General features: G+C 69.8%; 13 protein-coding genes and 1 pseudogene. 3 read left to right on the forward strand and 11 right to left on the reverse strand.

From position 1 onward, the window contains the following. Positions 1 to 127: 127 nt before the first annotated feature. The 3 genes from ABZ857_RS05235 to ABZ857_RS05245 all read right to left on the reverse strand — a co-directional run bounded on the left by ABZ857_RS05235 (position 128) and on the right by ABZ857_RS05245 (position 2,521). Positions 128 to 655, reverse strand: coding sequence for a hypothetical protein (locus ABZ857_RS05235; RefSeq protein ID WP_357037787.1), 528 nt, complete (start codon positions 653 to 655; stop codon positions 128 to 130). A 338-nt stretch (positions 656 to 993) separates the two neighbouring features. Beyond that, entirely contained in the window at positions 994 to 1,314 is a 321-nt protein-coding gene (locus ABZ857_RS05240; RefSeq protein WP_357037790.1) for a hypothetical protein, read from the reverse strand. A gap of 607 nt (positions 1,315 to 1,921) precedes the next feature. Further along, positions 1,922 to 2,521 (reverse strand): TetR/AcrR family transcriptional regulator, encoded by a 600-nt coding sequence (locus ABZ857_RS05245; protein ID WP_357037793.1) that lies wholly within the window; start codon positions 2,519 to 2,521, stop codon positions 1,922 to 1,924. A 126-nt stretch (positions 2,522 to 2,647) separates the two neighbouring features. Here ABZ857_RS05245 and ABZ857_RS05250 point away from each other — a divergent pair, with 126 nt between their 5' ends. Both ABZ857_RS05250 and ABZ857_RS05255 read left to right on the forward strand, forming a co-directional pair. Next, entirely contained in the window at positions 2,648 to 3,397 is a 750-nt protein-coding gene (locus ABZ857_RS05250; RefSeq protein WP_357037796.1) for an SDR family oxidoreductase, read from the forward strand. A gap of 341 nt (positions 3,398 to 3,738) precedes the next feature. Beyond that, positions 3,739 to 4,488, forward strand: coding sequence for an SDR family oxidoreductase (locus ABZ857_RS05255; protein ID WP_357037799.1), 750 nt, complete (start codon positions 3,739 to 3,741; stop codon positions 4,486 to 4,488). A gap of 255 nt (positions 4,489 to 4,743) precedes the next feature. On the opposite strand, the gene ABZ857_RS05260 is transcribed toward ABZ857_RS05255, so the two are convergent. Then, a complete protein-coding gene (locus tag ABZ857_RS05260; protein ID WP_357038407.1) occupies positions 4,744 to 4,983 on the reverse strand; it encodes a tetratricopeptide repeat protein in 240 nt (79 codons plus the stop codon). Between the two features lie 103 nt (positions 4,984 to 5,086). Between ABZ857_RS05260 and ABZ857_RS05265 the strand changes: the two are divergent. After that, positions 5,087 to 5,179: pseudogene (locus ABZ857_RS05265) on the forward strand (ADP-ribosylation/crystallin J1); the annotation flags it as partial. Positions 5,180 to 5,196: 17 nt separating this feature from the next. On the opposite strand, the gene ABZ857_RS05270 reads toward ABZ857_RS05265, so the two are convergent. Genes ABZ857_RS05270 through ABZ857_RS05300 form a run of 7 tightly spaced genes read right to left on the reverse strand, consistent with a single transcriptional unit; the run spans position 5,197 to position 13,652 of the window. Next, positions 5,197 to 6,792, reverse strand: coding sequence for a hypothetical protein (locus tag ABZ857_RS05270; RefSeq protein ID WP_357037802.1), 1,596 nt, complete (start codon positions 6,790 to 6,792; stop codon positions 5,197 to 5,199). A 3-nt stretch (positions 6,793 to 6,795) separates the two neighbouring features. Continuing rightward, positions 6,796 to 8,199, reverse strand: coding sequence for an alpha/beta fold hydrolase (locus tag ABZ857_RS05275; protein WP_357037805.1), 1,404 nt, complete (start codon positions 8,197 to 8,199; stop codon positions 6,796 to 6,798). Next, entirely contained in the window at positions 8,196 to 9,551 is a 1,356-nt protein-coding gene (locus tag ABZ857_RS05280; protein ID WP_357037808.1) for a hypothetical protein, read from the reverse strand. Before ABZ857_RS05280 ends, ABZ857_RS05275 begins: the two co-directional genes overlap by 4 nt. Continuing rightward, positions 9,548 to 11,473, reverse strand: coding sequence for an amidohydrolase family protein (locus tag ABZ857_RS05285; protein WP_357037811.1), 1,926 nt, complete (start codon positions 11,471 to 11,473; stop codon positions 9,548 to 9,550). The genes ABZ857_RS05280 and ABZ857_RS05285 overlap by 4 nt, the downstream gene beginning before the upstream one ends. After that, complete coding sequence (locus tag ABZ857_RS05290; protein WP_357037814.1) at positions 11,466 to 11,849, reverse strand: RidA family protein; 384 nt, start codon at positions 11,847 to 11,849, stop codon at positions 11,466 to 11,468. Before ABZ857_RS05290 ends, ABZ857_RS05285 begins: the two co-directional genes overlap by 8 nt. 11 nt (positions 11,850 to 11,860) lie before the next feature. Then, the gene (locus ABZ857_RS05295; RefSeq protein ID WP_357037817.1) at positions 11,861 to 12,886 is read right to left on the reverse strand and encodes an aminotransferase class V-fold PLP-dependent enzyme; all 1,026 of its coding nucleotides are present in this window, start codon (positions 12,884 to 12,886) and stop codon (positions 11,861 to 11,863) included. A gap of 52 nt (positions 12,887 to 12,938) precedes the next feature. Further along, positions 12,939 to 13,652 carry a PAS domain-containing protein gene (locus ABZ857_RS05300; RefSeq protein WP_357037820.1) on the reverse strand — a complete coding sequence of 238 codons (714 nt, stop codon included), beginning with the start codon at positions 13,650 to 13,652 and terminating at the stop codon, positions 12,939 to 12,941. Between the last annotated feature and the right edge of the window lie 23 nt (positions 13,653 to 13,675).

The following is a 13,675-nucleotide window of genomic DNA, read 5'->3' on the forward strand; positions in this document are numbered from 1 at the left end:
GCACACCGACGGATACGCGTCACCTGAGTAGGGGGGTTGAGCCGCGGACCGCGTTCAGCGCGGTTCAGGGCGGCGAAACGGGCGTACGGCATGGCGAGCCGATGCCGCCGATGGCAGGCAGCCCGTATCAGAGAACGGAGACAGCCAGAGGCGGACCGCGCCGGGCGACCACCACGACGAAGTCGGAGCGACGAGGGACCGGGAGGAGATGTTCCCCGACTGGGCGGGGAGTGGGCGGGGCGATGTCGACCAGCGCACCCGCGAGGACGCGCAACACGGCCCGCAGTCCGCGCACCGGCGTGACGGCCAGATGCACGATCAACGCCAGGGCCGACTCACCGTGTTCCAGCACCCAGGCGGACAAGATCGCCGTCGCGGCATGAATCAGCAGCATTCCCAAACCGGTGCCGTGCTCACCCGTCCACGGCGACGGCGACGCGTGCGCGGCGCCGAGAGTGAACAGGTGGTGCATCCCGTACTGCGCGCCGAAGGAGGCGCTCAGCAGGACTCCCATGCCCCGCTGACGGCTTGCGAGCAGGAACGCGCCCAGCCAGGTCAGCGCCATTGCGGCGACCAAGGTTCCCCCGCGCACGGGAGCCCCTCCGGCCAGCATGTGCAGAGCGGCCGAGACCAGCACGCACGCTGCCGCGAACACCGCGGCACGTAACGCACGCAGGGACGATCCGCCGACATGCACAGCCCGATCGTCCCAGAACACCCATATACCTTCCATTCTTGACTTGTTTGATCACTATCGGATATGGGCGTCCATTTCCTCCATATGGGGCCTGGCCAGGCTTTACCGCCTGCCGCGGTTGCGAACCAGCACAGGTGAGCGGGTGCTGCCGCTCGCCGTGGTGCTGGGGCCAGGCGACGACGGGGTGAAGTCGTCAGAAGTACGTACGGCTCCGGGTGGCCTCCTACCGGCCGCGCCGTGGGTGGCCCGGCCAGGTAGGAGGCTCGTTCACGGTCAGGCTAGAGCCTGCGTGGTGATCAGCAGTTCTCCGTGCGCTCGTACGCGCCATAGTGCCCGGCCAGCGAGTCGGTCTCGGTCCAGGTGTAGGAGGTGTAGCCGCCCGGGCCGATGGTCCTGCAGCCGCTGTCAGAGTGGTTGTTGATCACGGCGTTCTTGCGAACCGTGCCGGAGCCGCAGTTGTGGTACGTCCAGGTGTGCGTCCACTGGCCCCAGCCCACGCCGCTGCGGGCGTCGTACGTCTCGACGGTCGCCCCGCAGGGCTCGCCGCCGGCCGCGTTGGAAGCCGTAGCGGGCAGGACGGCAATGGTAGCTGCCGACAGGCTGAGCACAGCCGCCACGCCCAGTTTGGATAGGCCATTCCTGATCAATTTGACCCTCCAGAGGTCCTCCGCCGACCTCCCTGGCCGGCGTGGTCGAAGCATCGGATGCGCCGGTATAGGCGGTGTATAGGCCCAGGTAGAGCACCCTCTGGTGGCCGAGCCGACGCCCACGAGCCCCCTCGCAGCCGTAGTTGAGCAGGCCAGAGATCGAGAGCCCAGAGGAAACAGAACGGCCGTCCGTGCGCGCTTCCACGTCGCCGAGATCACCCGAGCCGCGTACAACCCGATAGCCGTCAAGAGATGGGGCAAGTCCTGGCGGGAGGTGCTCATCTACATCATCACGTCACCCGAGGACCGCTCGGGTCGGACGGGAAATCGCCGGACGGGGCGGAGCCCTGGGATGCCGGCTGCCGCCAGTGCGTCGATCCGGGACTGGAGTTCCTGGGTCAGGTGCGAGCAGCGGGCACAGCCGATGCGGATGTCCGCGCTCGGGACATCACCGTCGGCACGGGGTAGGCACCGGTGCCGTCCTTCGAGGTCGGCAGACAAACGTACTCCCGACCAGCGCGGGCGGACCGCACCTCTCGGCCAACCGCGCCACCGACTCGCGGCCGCCGTGCGCGATCTAAGCGCGAAGGGCGTCGATCAGGGCATCGACGGCGGCGAGCGCGGCGGCCGTGTCGAGTCCTGCGCGGGAGACCAAGGAAAGGCCCTGGACGGTGAACAGCAGTAGCTGCGCCTGGGCCTCGGGGGTGGCGGCCTGGGTGACCTCGCCGCTGGCCTGCGCGCGCCGCAGTGCGTCGGCGACGATCTGGGTGAAGCGGGCGTGCGAGCGGGCTACGATCTCGCGGGCCTCGGCATCCTGCGGAACGAGTTCGGCGGTGGTGTTGCCGATCATGCACCCTTGCGGAACGCCGACGTCGGAGGCGTACTCCTGCGCCCGGGCCGGGTTGGCGAGCACCTCGCGCAGCGCCGGCAGCACCGGCCCGGCCTCCAGCGCCGTGGCCAGCTGGCGCTCGTAGGTGTCCCAGTACAACTGGACCGCGGCCAGGTAGAACTGCCGCTTGTCGCCGAAAGCGCCGTACAGGCTGCCCCGCTCCAGGGTCAGCGCGTCGACGAGGTCCTGAACGGAGGTCGCTCCGTAGCCCCGGGACCAGAACAGCAGCAGCGCGCGCTCCAGGGCCTGGTCCTTGTCGAAGGCGCGGGGGCGCCCTGTCCGTGCCATGCCCCCAGGTTACGACTTTTTGACTGCCTGCACAAAAGGCCGTACGGTGATGACCGAGCGACTTTTTGAACGCTGACACAGAAGTCGGCACGCGCGAGCGTGCCGGCGGACGAGAGGCAGGACCACATGGACTTCGAGGGAAAGACGGCGCTGATCACCGGATCGGGCGCCATCGGCGGGCTCGGGCACGCGACAGCGAGGATCCTCGCCGCCGGCGGGGCTAACGTGATCATCACCGGCACCGACCCGGACCGCGGCGCCCAGGTCGTGGACGACGTGCGGGAGAGCGCGGCCGGCTCCGCCGGCACTGTGCGCTTCATTCCCGCCGACCTGGCCGACCCGCAGGCCGTGCAGCGGCTGGCCGAGGACGCCGGGGCGGTGGACATCCTCGTCAACAACGCGGGCGTCGTCCCGTTCAGCGCGACCGCCGACCAGGACATCGCCGCCTACGACGCCGCCTTCGCGGTCAACGTGCGCGCGCCGTTCGTCCTGGTCGCCCAGCTCGCGCCGAAGATGGCCGCCGGCGGGGGCGGCAGCATCGTCAACGTCAGCTCCACCGCGGCCGGCCTGGGCCTGCCGCTGATGGCGGTCTACGGTGCCACCAAGGCAGCGCTCGAGTCCCTGACCCGCACCTGGGCGGCCGAGTTCGCCGCCTCGAACGTGCGCGTCAACGCCGTGTCGCCCGGCCCGATGACCACCTCCAAGGTGGTGGCGGCCATGGGACCGGACCTCGGCGGCATGGGACTGACGACCGCGCTGAAGCGCGCCGCCGACCCGGCCGAGGTCGCCCAGGTAATCGCCTTCATCGCCAGCGACCAGGCAAGCTACGTAACCGGTGCCGTCGTGGCCGCCGACGGAGGCCGGACCGCCATCTGACCCCGGACGTGCCGGCTACCGACACGGCGGAGGCGGTCGCGGCGTTCTCCGATCATCTGTATTCCCATGCCGGGCCTGTCGGGGCCGCACATGGACTCGGCCACTGCCATGACACTTATGCCCTCCGAGGACGGGACCTGGAAGACCAAGAAATGTGCCCCGGTCCGCATCCGCATAGACGTGAAGTCCGCCGGGGAAAGCCGCCGGCCAGGGCCCCGTCCGCAGTGAGGAAGCCGGCCTCTGGCGGGTGTCCCGTGATGGCGGGAATGGCCCGTCGTCGTTGCCAGAACCACCGTTAGCAGAACCACGCGCCTTGGGCGCGAGTGAGGAGAATGAGTTCAATGGGTCGTCTTGAGGGAAAGCGCGCACTGATCACGGGCGGGACGAGCGGCATCGGGCTTGAGACCGCCCGCGAGTTCCTCGCCGAGGGAGCGGCTGTCGCGATCACCGGCCGCTCGCGGGAACGGCTGGATGAGGCCGCCCGGCAGCTGGACGGCCCGCTGCTGCCCATCCTCAGCGACGCCGGCGACGTGCCCGGCCAAGCGGCACTCGCGGCGCGGCTGCAGGAGGAATGGCCGCAGCTCGACATCGTGATGAGCAACGCCGCCGACGTCACCCATCTCCCGATCGAGGAATGGACCGAGGAGGCATTCGACAGGCTCGTCGCCACCAATCTCAAGGGACCGTTTTTCCTGATCAAGGCCTTGCTGCCGCTCTTTTCACGGCAGGCCTCGGTCATCCTCGTCGGATCTGTCTCCGCTTTCATCGGGCACGAGAACGCGGCAGTCTACGGGGCCGCCAAGGCAGGCCTGCTGTCCCTTTCCCGCGGGCTGACCTATGAGCTGAAGGACCGGGGCGTCCGGGTCAACGGGCTGAGCCCGGGGCCGACCCTCACGGACACGTTCAAGTCGCTTGGCCCCGAGCGACAGGCCGCCATCTACGAGGAACTCCGGCAGACCGTGCCCCTCCATCGCATCGGCACCGCCACCGAGCTGGCGAAGGCAGCTGTCTACCTGGCCTCTGACGAGTCCGCCTACACCGCCGGCACCGTCCTGCGCGTCGATGGCGGCATCGGAGAACTCGCCTATTAGGGCGTGCATCTGGTTGTGATCAAGAGGTGGTCTGGGCGAGGTCTTTGATCCAGATCATCGCGGCGCGGAGGTGGAGGCCGGCGAGGTAGCTCACGGGGGTCTTGTCATAGCGGGTGGCGATGCCTCGCCAAGCTGTTGATGCAAGCCCCCGGACATGGGGCGAGCCATCGCGTGACGGTCCCTGCCCTGACGAGCAGCCGAGCCGTTCTGACCACCGCCCCTGGACAAGGCGTTCCTATCGGCGGTCGTTCAGTCTCATGTACGGTCGGGCCGACTCTGGAGCGCGTTTCTCAGGTTGTTCAGTATTCCGATGCGGTTGGGGTGGTCGGCAGGAGTGAGTTGCACGGCCTGGCGCCCCCGTTGGATCGCCTCGTCCAGGTCCGCCATCGCGCCGGTCCGCTCGAACCGGGTCAGCAGCACGATCCCTAGGCTGGACAGACATAGGGCACGCTGGGGGTGATCGGCAGGAGTGGCGCTGAGAATGCGCTGCCACAGCTGAACCGTACCCGACGTTCAATTCCCTTGGGTGCCTCCAATCTGGATCGCCCGAAATGGCCCTTCTCGTTTCGTAAGCAGCGCCGTGCAGCGGCAAGGCGGTATGACAACGCGGCTGCCTGAGCAGCCCATTTTCTATCCCGTACTCAACGAGGACTACGCGATCAGAATCGCCCGCGACTGGAATGCTCCCCGCCACGAGGTGGGCTTTGATCAGCCCGTGGCCCGACCGTCGACCGCCACCCACCGGTAGGAGCGCACCTCGGCGCCGGAGGGGTCGTACGCCACCTCGAACGTCCGGTCCTCCCGCTGAAGCGTCAGGGAGACACGCTCCAGACTGCCTCTGGCGATCTCGGAACCGGCCGGTCCGTCCAGGATGCGGTCGCCCTCGCGTACGCCCGCGAGTTCAGCGGCCGACCCGGCGACCAGACCGGTGACGACACGGGTTTCCAGGCTGGGGATCGCGAAGCCGAGTTCCGTGACGTGATCGCGGATCTCCTCGCGGACGAACCGGGGACCGAACGCTTCCGAGGCGGGGACGATCCACTCCCCCGCTCCCATCGCCGCGAAATCCCTCCGCGCGGTCTCACCAAGCTCGTCGGTCACCAGGTCGAGCCATTCGGGAACGCCGATCTTCTCTCCGGCCCGCTGCCGTTCGAGCACGGTGAGCACGAGGTCGTCGAGGCTGCGCCGTCCGCCACTGGCCGCGCGGATCTTGGCGTCGACGTCGACGAGGTAGAACATGCCCCGGCCGTACGGCACGCGCTGTGCCCGCTGGTCCTTCCAGAACAGCTCGAACGCCTCCGCGTTGCTGAGCGTCTGCAACGGGTTGGTGTAGTAGCCGCGAGCGCGCTCGTTGACCAGCTCGAGGAACTCCGTGTCGTCGACGAGCCCGGCCCGGTGGGACAGCATGATTGAGTAATACTCAGCCGTGCCTTCGGTGTACCAGGCGGTGTCGCCGTGATCGCCGTCCAGACGCGGCCAGTTGTGCGCGGTCTCGTGGGCCAGCAGGGAGGCCAGGCTGTCGACGGTCGGCGTCTCGGCGTCGCTCCAGCCGAACATGAACGAGCGCGGCAGCGCCGTGCCGCCGTTGCCGGGGTAGGGGTGCTTGCGGATGAACACCCGGTGTCCCGGCGCGGGCTCGCGGAAGAAATCGCACATGACCTGGTAGATCCGCTCGATGCGGGCCGCCACGGCGACGAGGTCGAAGGACGGCTCGCTGAGCCAGTACATCGAGAACGACCGGGGTTCCTCGGCCGGGTACGTGTTCACCGGTCCGGCCATGTAGAAGGCGTACAACAGGGTGTCTACGGTCCCGATCACCTGGACGGCCCCCTCTCCGAGACTCGACACGCCCAGCCCCCCGTCGAGGCCTTCCCACCGCAGAGTGATCGCGTAGTCGCGGGTCGTGTCAGGCAGAGCGAGGAAGGTGATGCCGGCGCCCTGCACGCCGCCCGCCTCGGCACGGAGGTCGAACAGCGGGCCGTTCCTGGTGGCGGCGTCCACGGCACGGACTGGCGCGAGGTAGGAGACGGTGACGTCCCCGACGCTGTCGCGGGTGGCGCACCAGCGCCGGTAGGCCCAGGACGGCGTGGGCGGCTCGTCCTCCTCGCGCAGGGGCAGCTCGCCGAGGTCGTCGGTGACATGAAGGTCGGCGGCGCGGACAGACACGCCGGGGATGCCGGCGATGACGATGGGCAGGCGGCAGAGCGTCCGGCCTGCCGGGATGGACGGTGCCTGAAGGACGTAGCGAACGGCGATGCCGTCCGGCCGGGGCGACAGAGTGAGGGAGAGGGTGGGGAAGGTCACTGATCACGTCCCTGTGGAGGTGGTGCGGATGAGGGCGCGCAGAGCCGCACTCGCCGTGCGCAGCGTGTCGTCGTCGGCGAGGGAATGGCCTGCGGTCAGCTGAAGCGTCTCGACCCGGGATGGCGGAGCCCCGCAGTGCCGGATCGCGAAGACGCTCGCGGCCAGCGGGGTGGCCAGGTCGAAGTAGCCGCCGATGAGCAGCGCGCGAGCGTGGGGCCGTTCCCGCAGGAGAGTCGAAATGTTGGCTGTGGGGTTGCGGTAGAAGTCGGGCTTGGGGTGGTCGTTGCGCCAGTCGAAGGCGAAGTTGAGCTCCAGGGAGAGCGAGACGTATGAGCCGTCGTCGGTGGCCTCCGCCTCGGAACGGAGATAGTGGGCCAGCGCGTCGGAGTGGATGACGTTGGACCGGCCGATGCCGAGGGCGGGGTCGTCGGCGGCGGGTGGCCGGTCGTCTACGGCCTCAGGCGGCATCGGGCCGGTGATCCGGGTGTCGAGGCGGCCCACCAGCTCGCCCCGGTCCGCGAGCAGCATGCGCAGGAAGGTCTCGCTCTGGACGCGCAGGTCGTCGGCGAGCACGCGCTCGGCGGGTAGTGCGATCAGGTCGGCCACGCGCTCGGCGACGGCGGCGCGGTCCCGCTGCGGCAGCCCCGACCCCAGGTGCAGCGCTGTGAGGTACTCGGACTGCGCGAACGCCTGGGCGCTGGCGAAGACGGTGGCGGCGTCGGGGATGCCGGCCGAAGCACGACCGTGCACCCAGGCGGCCACGGCCATCGTCGGCAGGTCGAACACATGAGGCAGGTCGTTCCCCGGTGCGGGCGCGGTGGCGCTGGCGTCCAGCATCGGCGAGATGAAGACGAGCCCGGCCACGTCGAGGTCGGTGATGCGGGCGCACATGGTCGCCAGCCGGAAGCCGCCGAAGCTCTCCCCCACCAGGTAGATGGGCGAGTCCTGGCGCTTGTGCTCCGCCAGCCACCACCGGATGAAGCGCTCGGTGGCCGCGGCGTCGCCGTGCACGGACAGGTACGGCGCGGCGCCGTCTTGACGCAGTTCGCGGCTGAAGCCGGTGCCGACGGGGTCGATGAAGACGAGGTCGGCCGCGTCGAGAAGGCAGAAGGGGTTGGGGACCACCCTGCGCCGGCCGGACGCGTGGTCCCTGCCGAAGCTCAGGGGATCTACGGGGTCGGTGACGAAGCGTCTGGGGCCGAACGCCGACATGTGCAGGGGTGACGACGACGCGCCCGGTCCGCCGTTGAACAGGAACATGACCGGCCGCGCGGACGGGTCGCCGGCGAGGTAGGCGGTGGCGGAGATCAGGGCGTCAGGGGTGCCGTCGGCGCCCGTGAGCGTGAGGGACTCCCACTGGGCGTCGTACTCCACGGCCCGGCCGGCGATGGTCACGGTGTGCCTCATGCGCCACCACCGATGAAGGCGCGCAGGTCGGCGGCGAGGTCGCGGAGGGTGGATTCGATGGAGTACATCATGTGCCCGCCCGGGTAGCGTTCCAGGCGCACCCGGCCGGCGGGCCAGCCGCACTGCGCGGCGGCGTGCTCGGCGGCGCCGACGGTCGTGGACAGGTCGTGCATGCCGGTGCCGACGAAGACGCGCAGTTCGGGCAGCACGGTCATGGCCTCGGTCAGCGCGTGGCCGTAGGGCCAGTCGGCGAACGGCGACGTGCTGGCGTTCCACCGCCAGTGTTCGACGTCGCCCGCCGTCCTGCGGTATTCCTCGCCGGTGTCGACCTTGAGGAACTCGCGCAGGTACGGCTCGATGGCGGCCTCGATCGCCTGCGGCACGGCGTCGGTGCCGAGCGCACGCGGACCGACCATGCGGGCCTGGATCGACTCCGGAGGCAGCGATTCGGCGGGCGGCCCTGCGTAGCGGCCGTCGTGCATGGCCAGGACCAGGTTCCGCTCACGGAGCAGCTCGGCGCGGAACTCGTGCTTGGTCAGGCGGAGGTCGCGCTCCTCCCACAGCGCGGCGGGGATGCCGGTGAGCTGCGCCAGCCTGGCGGCCAGCCGCTCCAGATCCCGCCTTGGGAGGGCGGGGCCGCGCAGCAGCGCGGTGACGTACTCGGTGCGGGCGAACGCGAACGCCTCGTCCACCGCCCGCTCCAGCGGGACGGCGCCGAGCTTGCCATGGTGGTGGGCGACGGCGGTGAGGGTCGGCAGCGAGACGACGTAGCTGAGAACGTTGGCCGGACGGCCCGCGGTCTCGATGATGTTGGTGGCCTGACCGAGCAGCGTCACTCCGGCCACCCGGATGCCGGCCTCGGCGAGCAGCCTGGCGGCGAGCGCGACCCTGATGGTGCCGTAGCTCTCGCCGAGCAGGTGGACGGGCGCGGTAAGCCGGTCGTGCACGCGCAGCCACTCCCGAACCCAGGCGACCATCTGGTCCACGTCTTCGGCGACGCCGCCCAGTTCGGTGTCGGCCCGGCTGTAGCCGGTGCCCGCCGGGTCGAAGAAGACGAGGTCGGCGACGTCCAGCAGGCAGTGCTCGTTGTCCACCACGCCGGTGGACGGGGCGTGGATGTCGTCGGGGAAGGCGACACGGCGCGGCCCGAAGGCCCCCATGTGCAGGAACGCCGACGACACGACCGGCCCGCCGTTGCACAGGAACAGCACCGGCCGGTCCGGCTCATCGGCGAGGTAGTCGAAGGAGACGATCCTGGCGCCGGGGATCGGTGTCTCGTGCATCGAAGCGCTGTAGCCGATCGTGCGGCCTCCGAAGCGACCGGTATGGCTGGTCGTCACGATGGAGCTCACCAGGAGGCCCCCTTCACAGGTGGCGGCACCGTGAACGGTGCGATGGACAGGGCGCTGTGGATCTCGGCGGGGAAGTAGACGTCGCCGCCTTTCACGGTCATCCGGACGCGGCGAAGGGCGGAGATGTCACGGGTCGGGTCGCCGTCCACGAGGATCAGGTCGGCCCTCTTGCCGCGGGCGACGCTGCCGCTCATGTGGTCACGGCCCAGGTGACGGGCGCAGTCGAGGGTGGCCCTCCGCACCACCTCGGCGGCCGGGATGCCGGCCTCGCAGTACAGCTCCAGCTCCCGGTGCAGGGTGAAGCCGGTGCCGTCATCGGTGCCCGGCCACAGCTCGACGCCCTCGGCGTGCAGCGACGCCATGGTCTCAAGCAGCCGGGAGAACGCCTCGTCGTAGCCGTCGGCCGGATTGGGGACGAAGGTGCGCTTCCGGTAGCGCTGGTAGCCGACGGGCATGTGGTCCAGGTATGCCTGGTCGCCCTCCTGGACCTGCCCGGCGCGGCTGAGCATCAGCCGTTCCAGGATCACGGCGGTGGTGTCCAGGCCGACACCGCGCTCGCGCATGAGGCCGATCGTGCGGCGCACCTGCGGCGAGGCCAGGTCGAGGTCCTTGGCCCGGGTCATCGCGGTGAGCCGCAGCGGCGTCCTGGTGTCCTCGCCGGGGTCGAGCACCCAGCCGAGCATGAGCTGGTTGAGGTGGGCGATCTCGTCGTACCCTGCCTCGATCATCTGGTCCGGGGTGGCGAAGGCGGGCACGTGACCGGTGACGCGCAGCCCGAGCCGATGCGCTTCGGCGGCCAGCGGCTCCACCCAGGCGGGGTCCACGGAGTTGTAGATCTTGATCTGGTGGTAGCCGCGCTCCGCGTACCAGCGCACCATGCCGAGCGCCTCGTCCAGTGTGCCGGGAATAACGCCGATGCGCGCCGAGTACGGGCTTCGCCCTTCGATGAGCCCCGACGGCACGATGCTCGGGCCGGGCAGCTCGCCGGAGTCGAGCCTGGGCATCAACGCCAGGAGCATGTCGTTGTCGTTGCCCATGTCGCGCGTGGTGGTGACACCGGCGGCCAGGTAGAACAGGCCCGTGGCGAGCGAGTTGTGCGCGTGCATGTCATGCAGGCCCGCCAGCAGGGTCCCGCCCTGCCCGTCGATCTCCACTCCGGTTCCCGGAGCGTCCGGCTCGACGGAGGTGATCATTCCCCGGTAGAACACGACCGAGTGGGGATCACCGAGCCGCAGCGTCCGGGGGTCGAAGATCCGCACGTCCCGAATGCGGACCGGAGAATCGCACGTGTGGCGAACCTGCCCGCCCACCAGCGACAGGTGCTCGATCGACAGGGTGGTGTCCAGCGCGGCCAGGTCGTCCGCGTCGTCCAGGTGATCCTCGCGTACGACGAGTTCGCGGAGCATCAGCGTGCCGCCGAGCCGGGCGACCATCCGGCGGTCGGCGTCCAGCAGCACGAACTCCGGCAGCAGCCCCGCACCCCCGAGCACGTACGCCTGCAGTGCCCGCTCGCCCAGGAGCACCTGACGCAACGGCTCAAGGGTGAGACGACCGCTTGGCAGTACGTCCACCGCGCCGCCGTGCGCCAGGGCGGCCCTGGCGTAGATGCCGGAGGAGTAGGGGCTGGTGTCGTTGGCGAGGTACAGGCGCCCGGCCCCGGCCGGAGCCCGCCCGCGATCGGCCTGACATTCCCACGTGCCGTCCTGGAGCCGCTCACGGACGGGCCCGCCCATGAGGGACGTGCCGTCGATCTCCCACGCCAGCGGGATGCCACGATCGCCCAGGGTGATCCGCTCGCGAAGCCTGGCGCCGCGGCCGTTGTCGTCCACCGCGTACTCCACCAGCAGGTCGGCGCCCGCCCGGTCCACGGTGATCCGGCCGATCACCTCACCGCCGCGGATCACGGCGAAGCGCTCAGTCATCGTCGCCGCGCCAGGCCACGCAGGTGATCTCGACGTTGGCGTGGGCGGGCATGTCCTGGACGACGACCGCGGCCCGCGCGGGCGGCTCCTGGCCGAAGTAGTCGCTGTAGATGTCGTTCAGCAGGGGCCAGTGCTCGATGTCGCGCAGGTAGCAGGTCGCGGAGACCACGTCCTCCAGGCGGAAGCCCGCCTGCGTGATCGTGGCCTCCAGGTTCTTCATCGTCTGCCGGATCTCGGCCTCGATGCCGCCCTCGACGATCTGGGTCGTGCCCGGGACGAACCCGCCGGTCCCGGCCACGTAGCAGGTGTCGCCGGCCACGACGGCCGACGAGTACGGGCCGAGGGCGGTCCCGGTGTTGACGACCTTTTTCGGCATCGACTCTCCCATCAGAGGTTCTTCAGTTCGGTGAGCAAGTGATCGACATCGGTGTCGGTGGTGTAGAAGTACGGGGACATCCGCAGGTAGCCGCCGCGGGCGGCCACCGACAGTCCGGCGGACGACAACCGCGCGACAGCACCGGGCAGGTCGCGCAGCCCGCCGAGGCTGACGATCCCGGCCATGCGCTCGGGACGCGCGGCCGGTGCGTGGCCGAGCTCCGCCGCCCCCTCCCAGAGGCGTCGGGCCAGGTCGGCGACGCGGGCTCGGATCTCCTCGTGCCCTACGGATCGCCGGTAGGTCGCCGCCGCCTCCAGCGCGTACATGCCGGGGAGGTTCGAGTGACCGATGCTCAGGCGCGGCGTGGGCGGCCTGTCACCCCAGAGCGGCGAGGGCCGCAGGGATGCGAGGGCGGCCCGCTTGCCCGCGACGACGGCGAGGCCGAAGCCGCCCAGTAGCCACTTGTAGCCGGTCGCGATGTAGAAGTCGACGTCGTCCAGACCGACCGTCACCACGCCGGCCGCCTGTGCTCCGTCCACCACCAGCAGCGCGCCCGCCCGCCGGCAGGCCGCTCCCAGTGTGCCGATGTCGACCAGAGTGCCGGTGAAGGAGCTGACATGGGAGACAGCGACGACTCGAGTGCGTGGTCCGATGCCCGCCAGCAGGGCCCCGAGCCGGTCATCGCCCGCCAGCGCGTCCACCTCGACCACCCGGACCGCCTCGCCCAGCGCCCGCCAGGGCAGGACCACGGTCGGGAACTCGTCACGCAGAACGAGCACCTCGTCGCCCTCGCACCAGGGCACGGCATGGGCGATGGCCTCGATCGCATCGGCGGTGCTGGGCATGAAGGCGACCTCGCCCTCCGCCACACCGAACTCGGCCGCGTACGCCTGATGGGCCCGCTCCACGACGGGGCGCCACTCGCGGGATCCGCGCGTGCCTCGCCCCATCGCCTCGTAGCAGGCGCCGACCGCCGCCCCGACAGCCGCCGGCACGAGTCCGATGGACGCGGTGTCGAGATATCCGGTCGGCTGCATGCCATCCTCCGCTGTGCCGGTGAGTTCAACACACAGTAGAGGATTTCAAATATCAGTCAAGAGTGTCCGCTTGGAGCTCGTTGAGATAGTTGTAGATCGTGAAGCGGCTGACGCCGAGCCGCTGGGCCGCCAGCTCCACGGCTCCGCGCAGGGTGAAGAAGCCGCGCTTGTTCAGGTCCTCGACCACGGCGACCTTGTGGGACTTCTTCATCAGCTCGACCGGCACTCCGACGCCGGCCACGGCCTCGTCCAGGATGCCCTCGCCGAGACTGTCCAGCGACACGGGGAACGTCTCGGCGGGAGCGCCGGGCCGTGCGCCAAGCAACGGGCCGGCACCGGCGTTCGTCGTGGTCAGCGCTTCGAGGATGTCCGCGGCCCGCTTGAGTTCCCCGATGTCGGTGTTGATGCACAGGCACACCACGGACTTCCCGGAGGGGGCGTGAAAGAAGATGCTGGACGAGCGCATCACCAGCCCGTCCGCGGTCTCCGACCTGTAGCCGATCAGATGGTCGGTCCACCCCGCCTTGAAGGTGCGCAACCCCAGGTCGGTGGGCGGGCCGCCGATGTCCCTGCCGGTCAGCGTGCCGCCGATGGCGGCGATCGTGTTGGGCATCGCGGTCAGATTGTGCAGGACGACCTCGGTGTTGGGACCCAGCGCCTGAGCCAGAACCGGAATGACCGGTCCCAGCAGCTCCACCACCAGGGCGGCATGCGCTCGCTCGCTCGTGGTGAACGTCAACTTGCCGTCCTCGGACGTCGCTGTCATGGCTGCACCCTGTCTCATGGGAA

Source organism: Microbispora sp. NPDC046933 (assembly GCF_040644635.1).
Taxonomy (GTDB): Bacteria; Actinomycetota; Actinomycetes; order Streptosporangiales; family Streptosporangiaceae; genus Microbispora.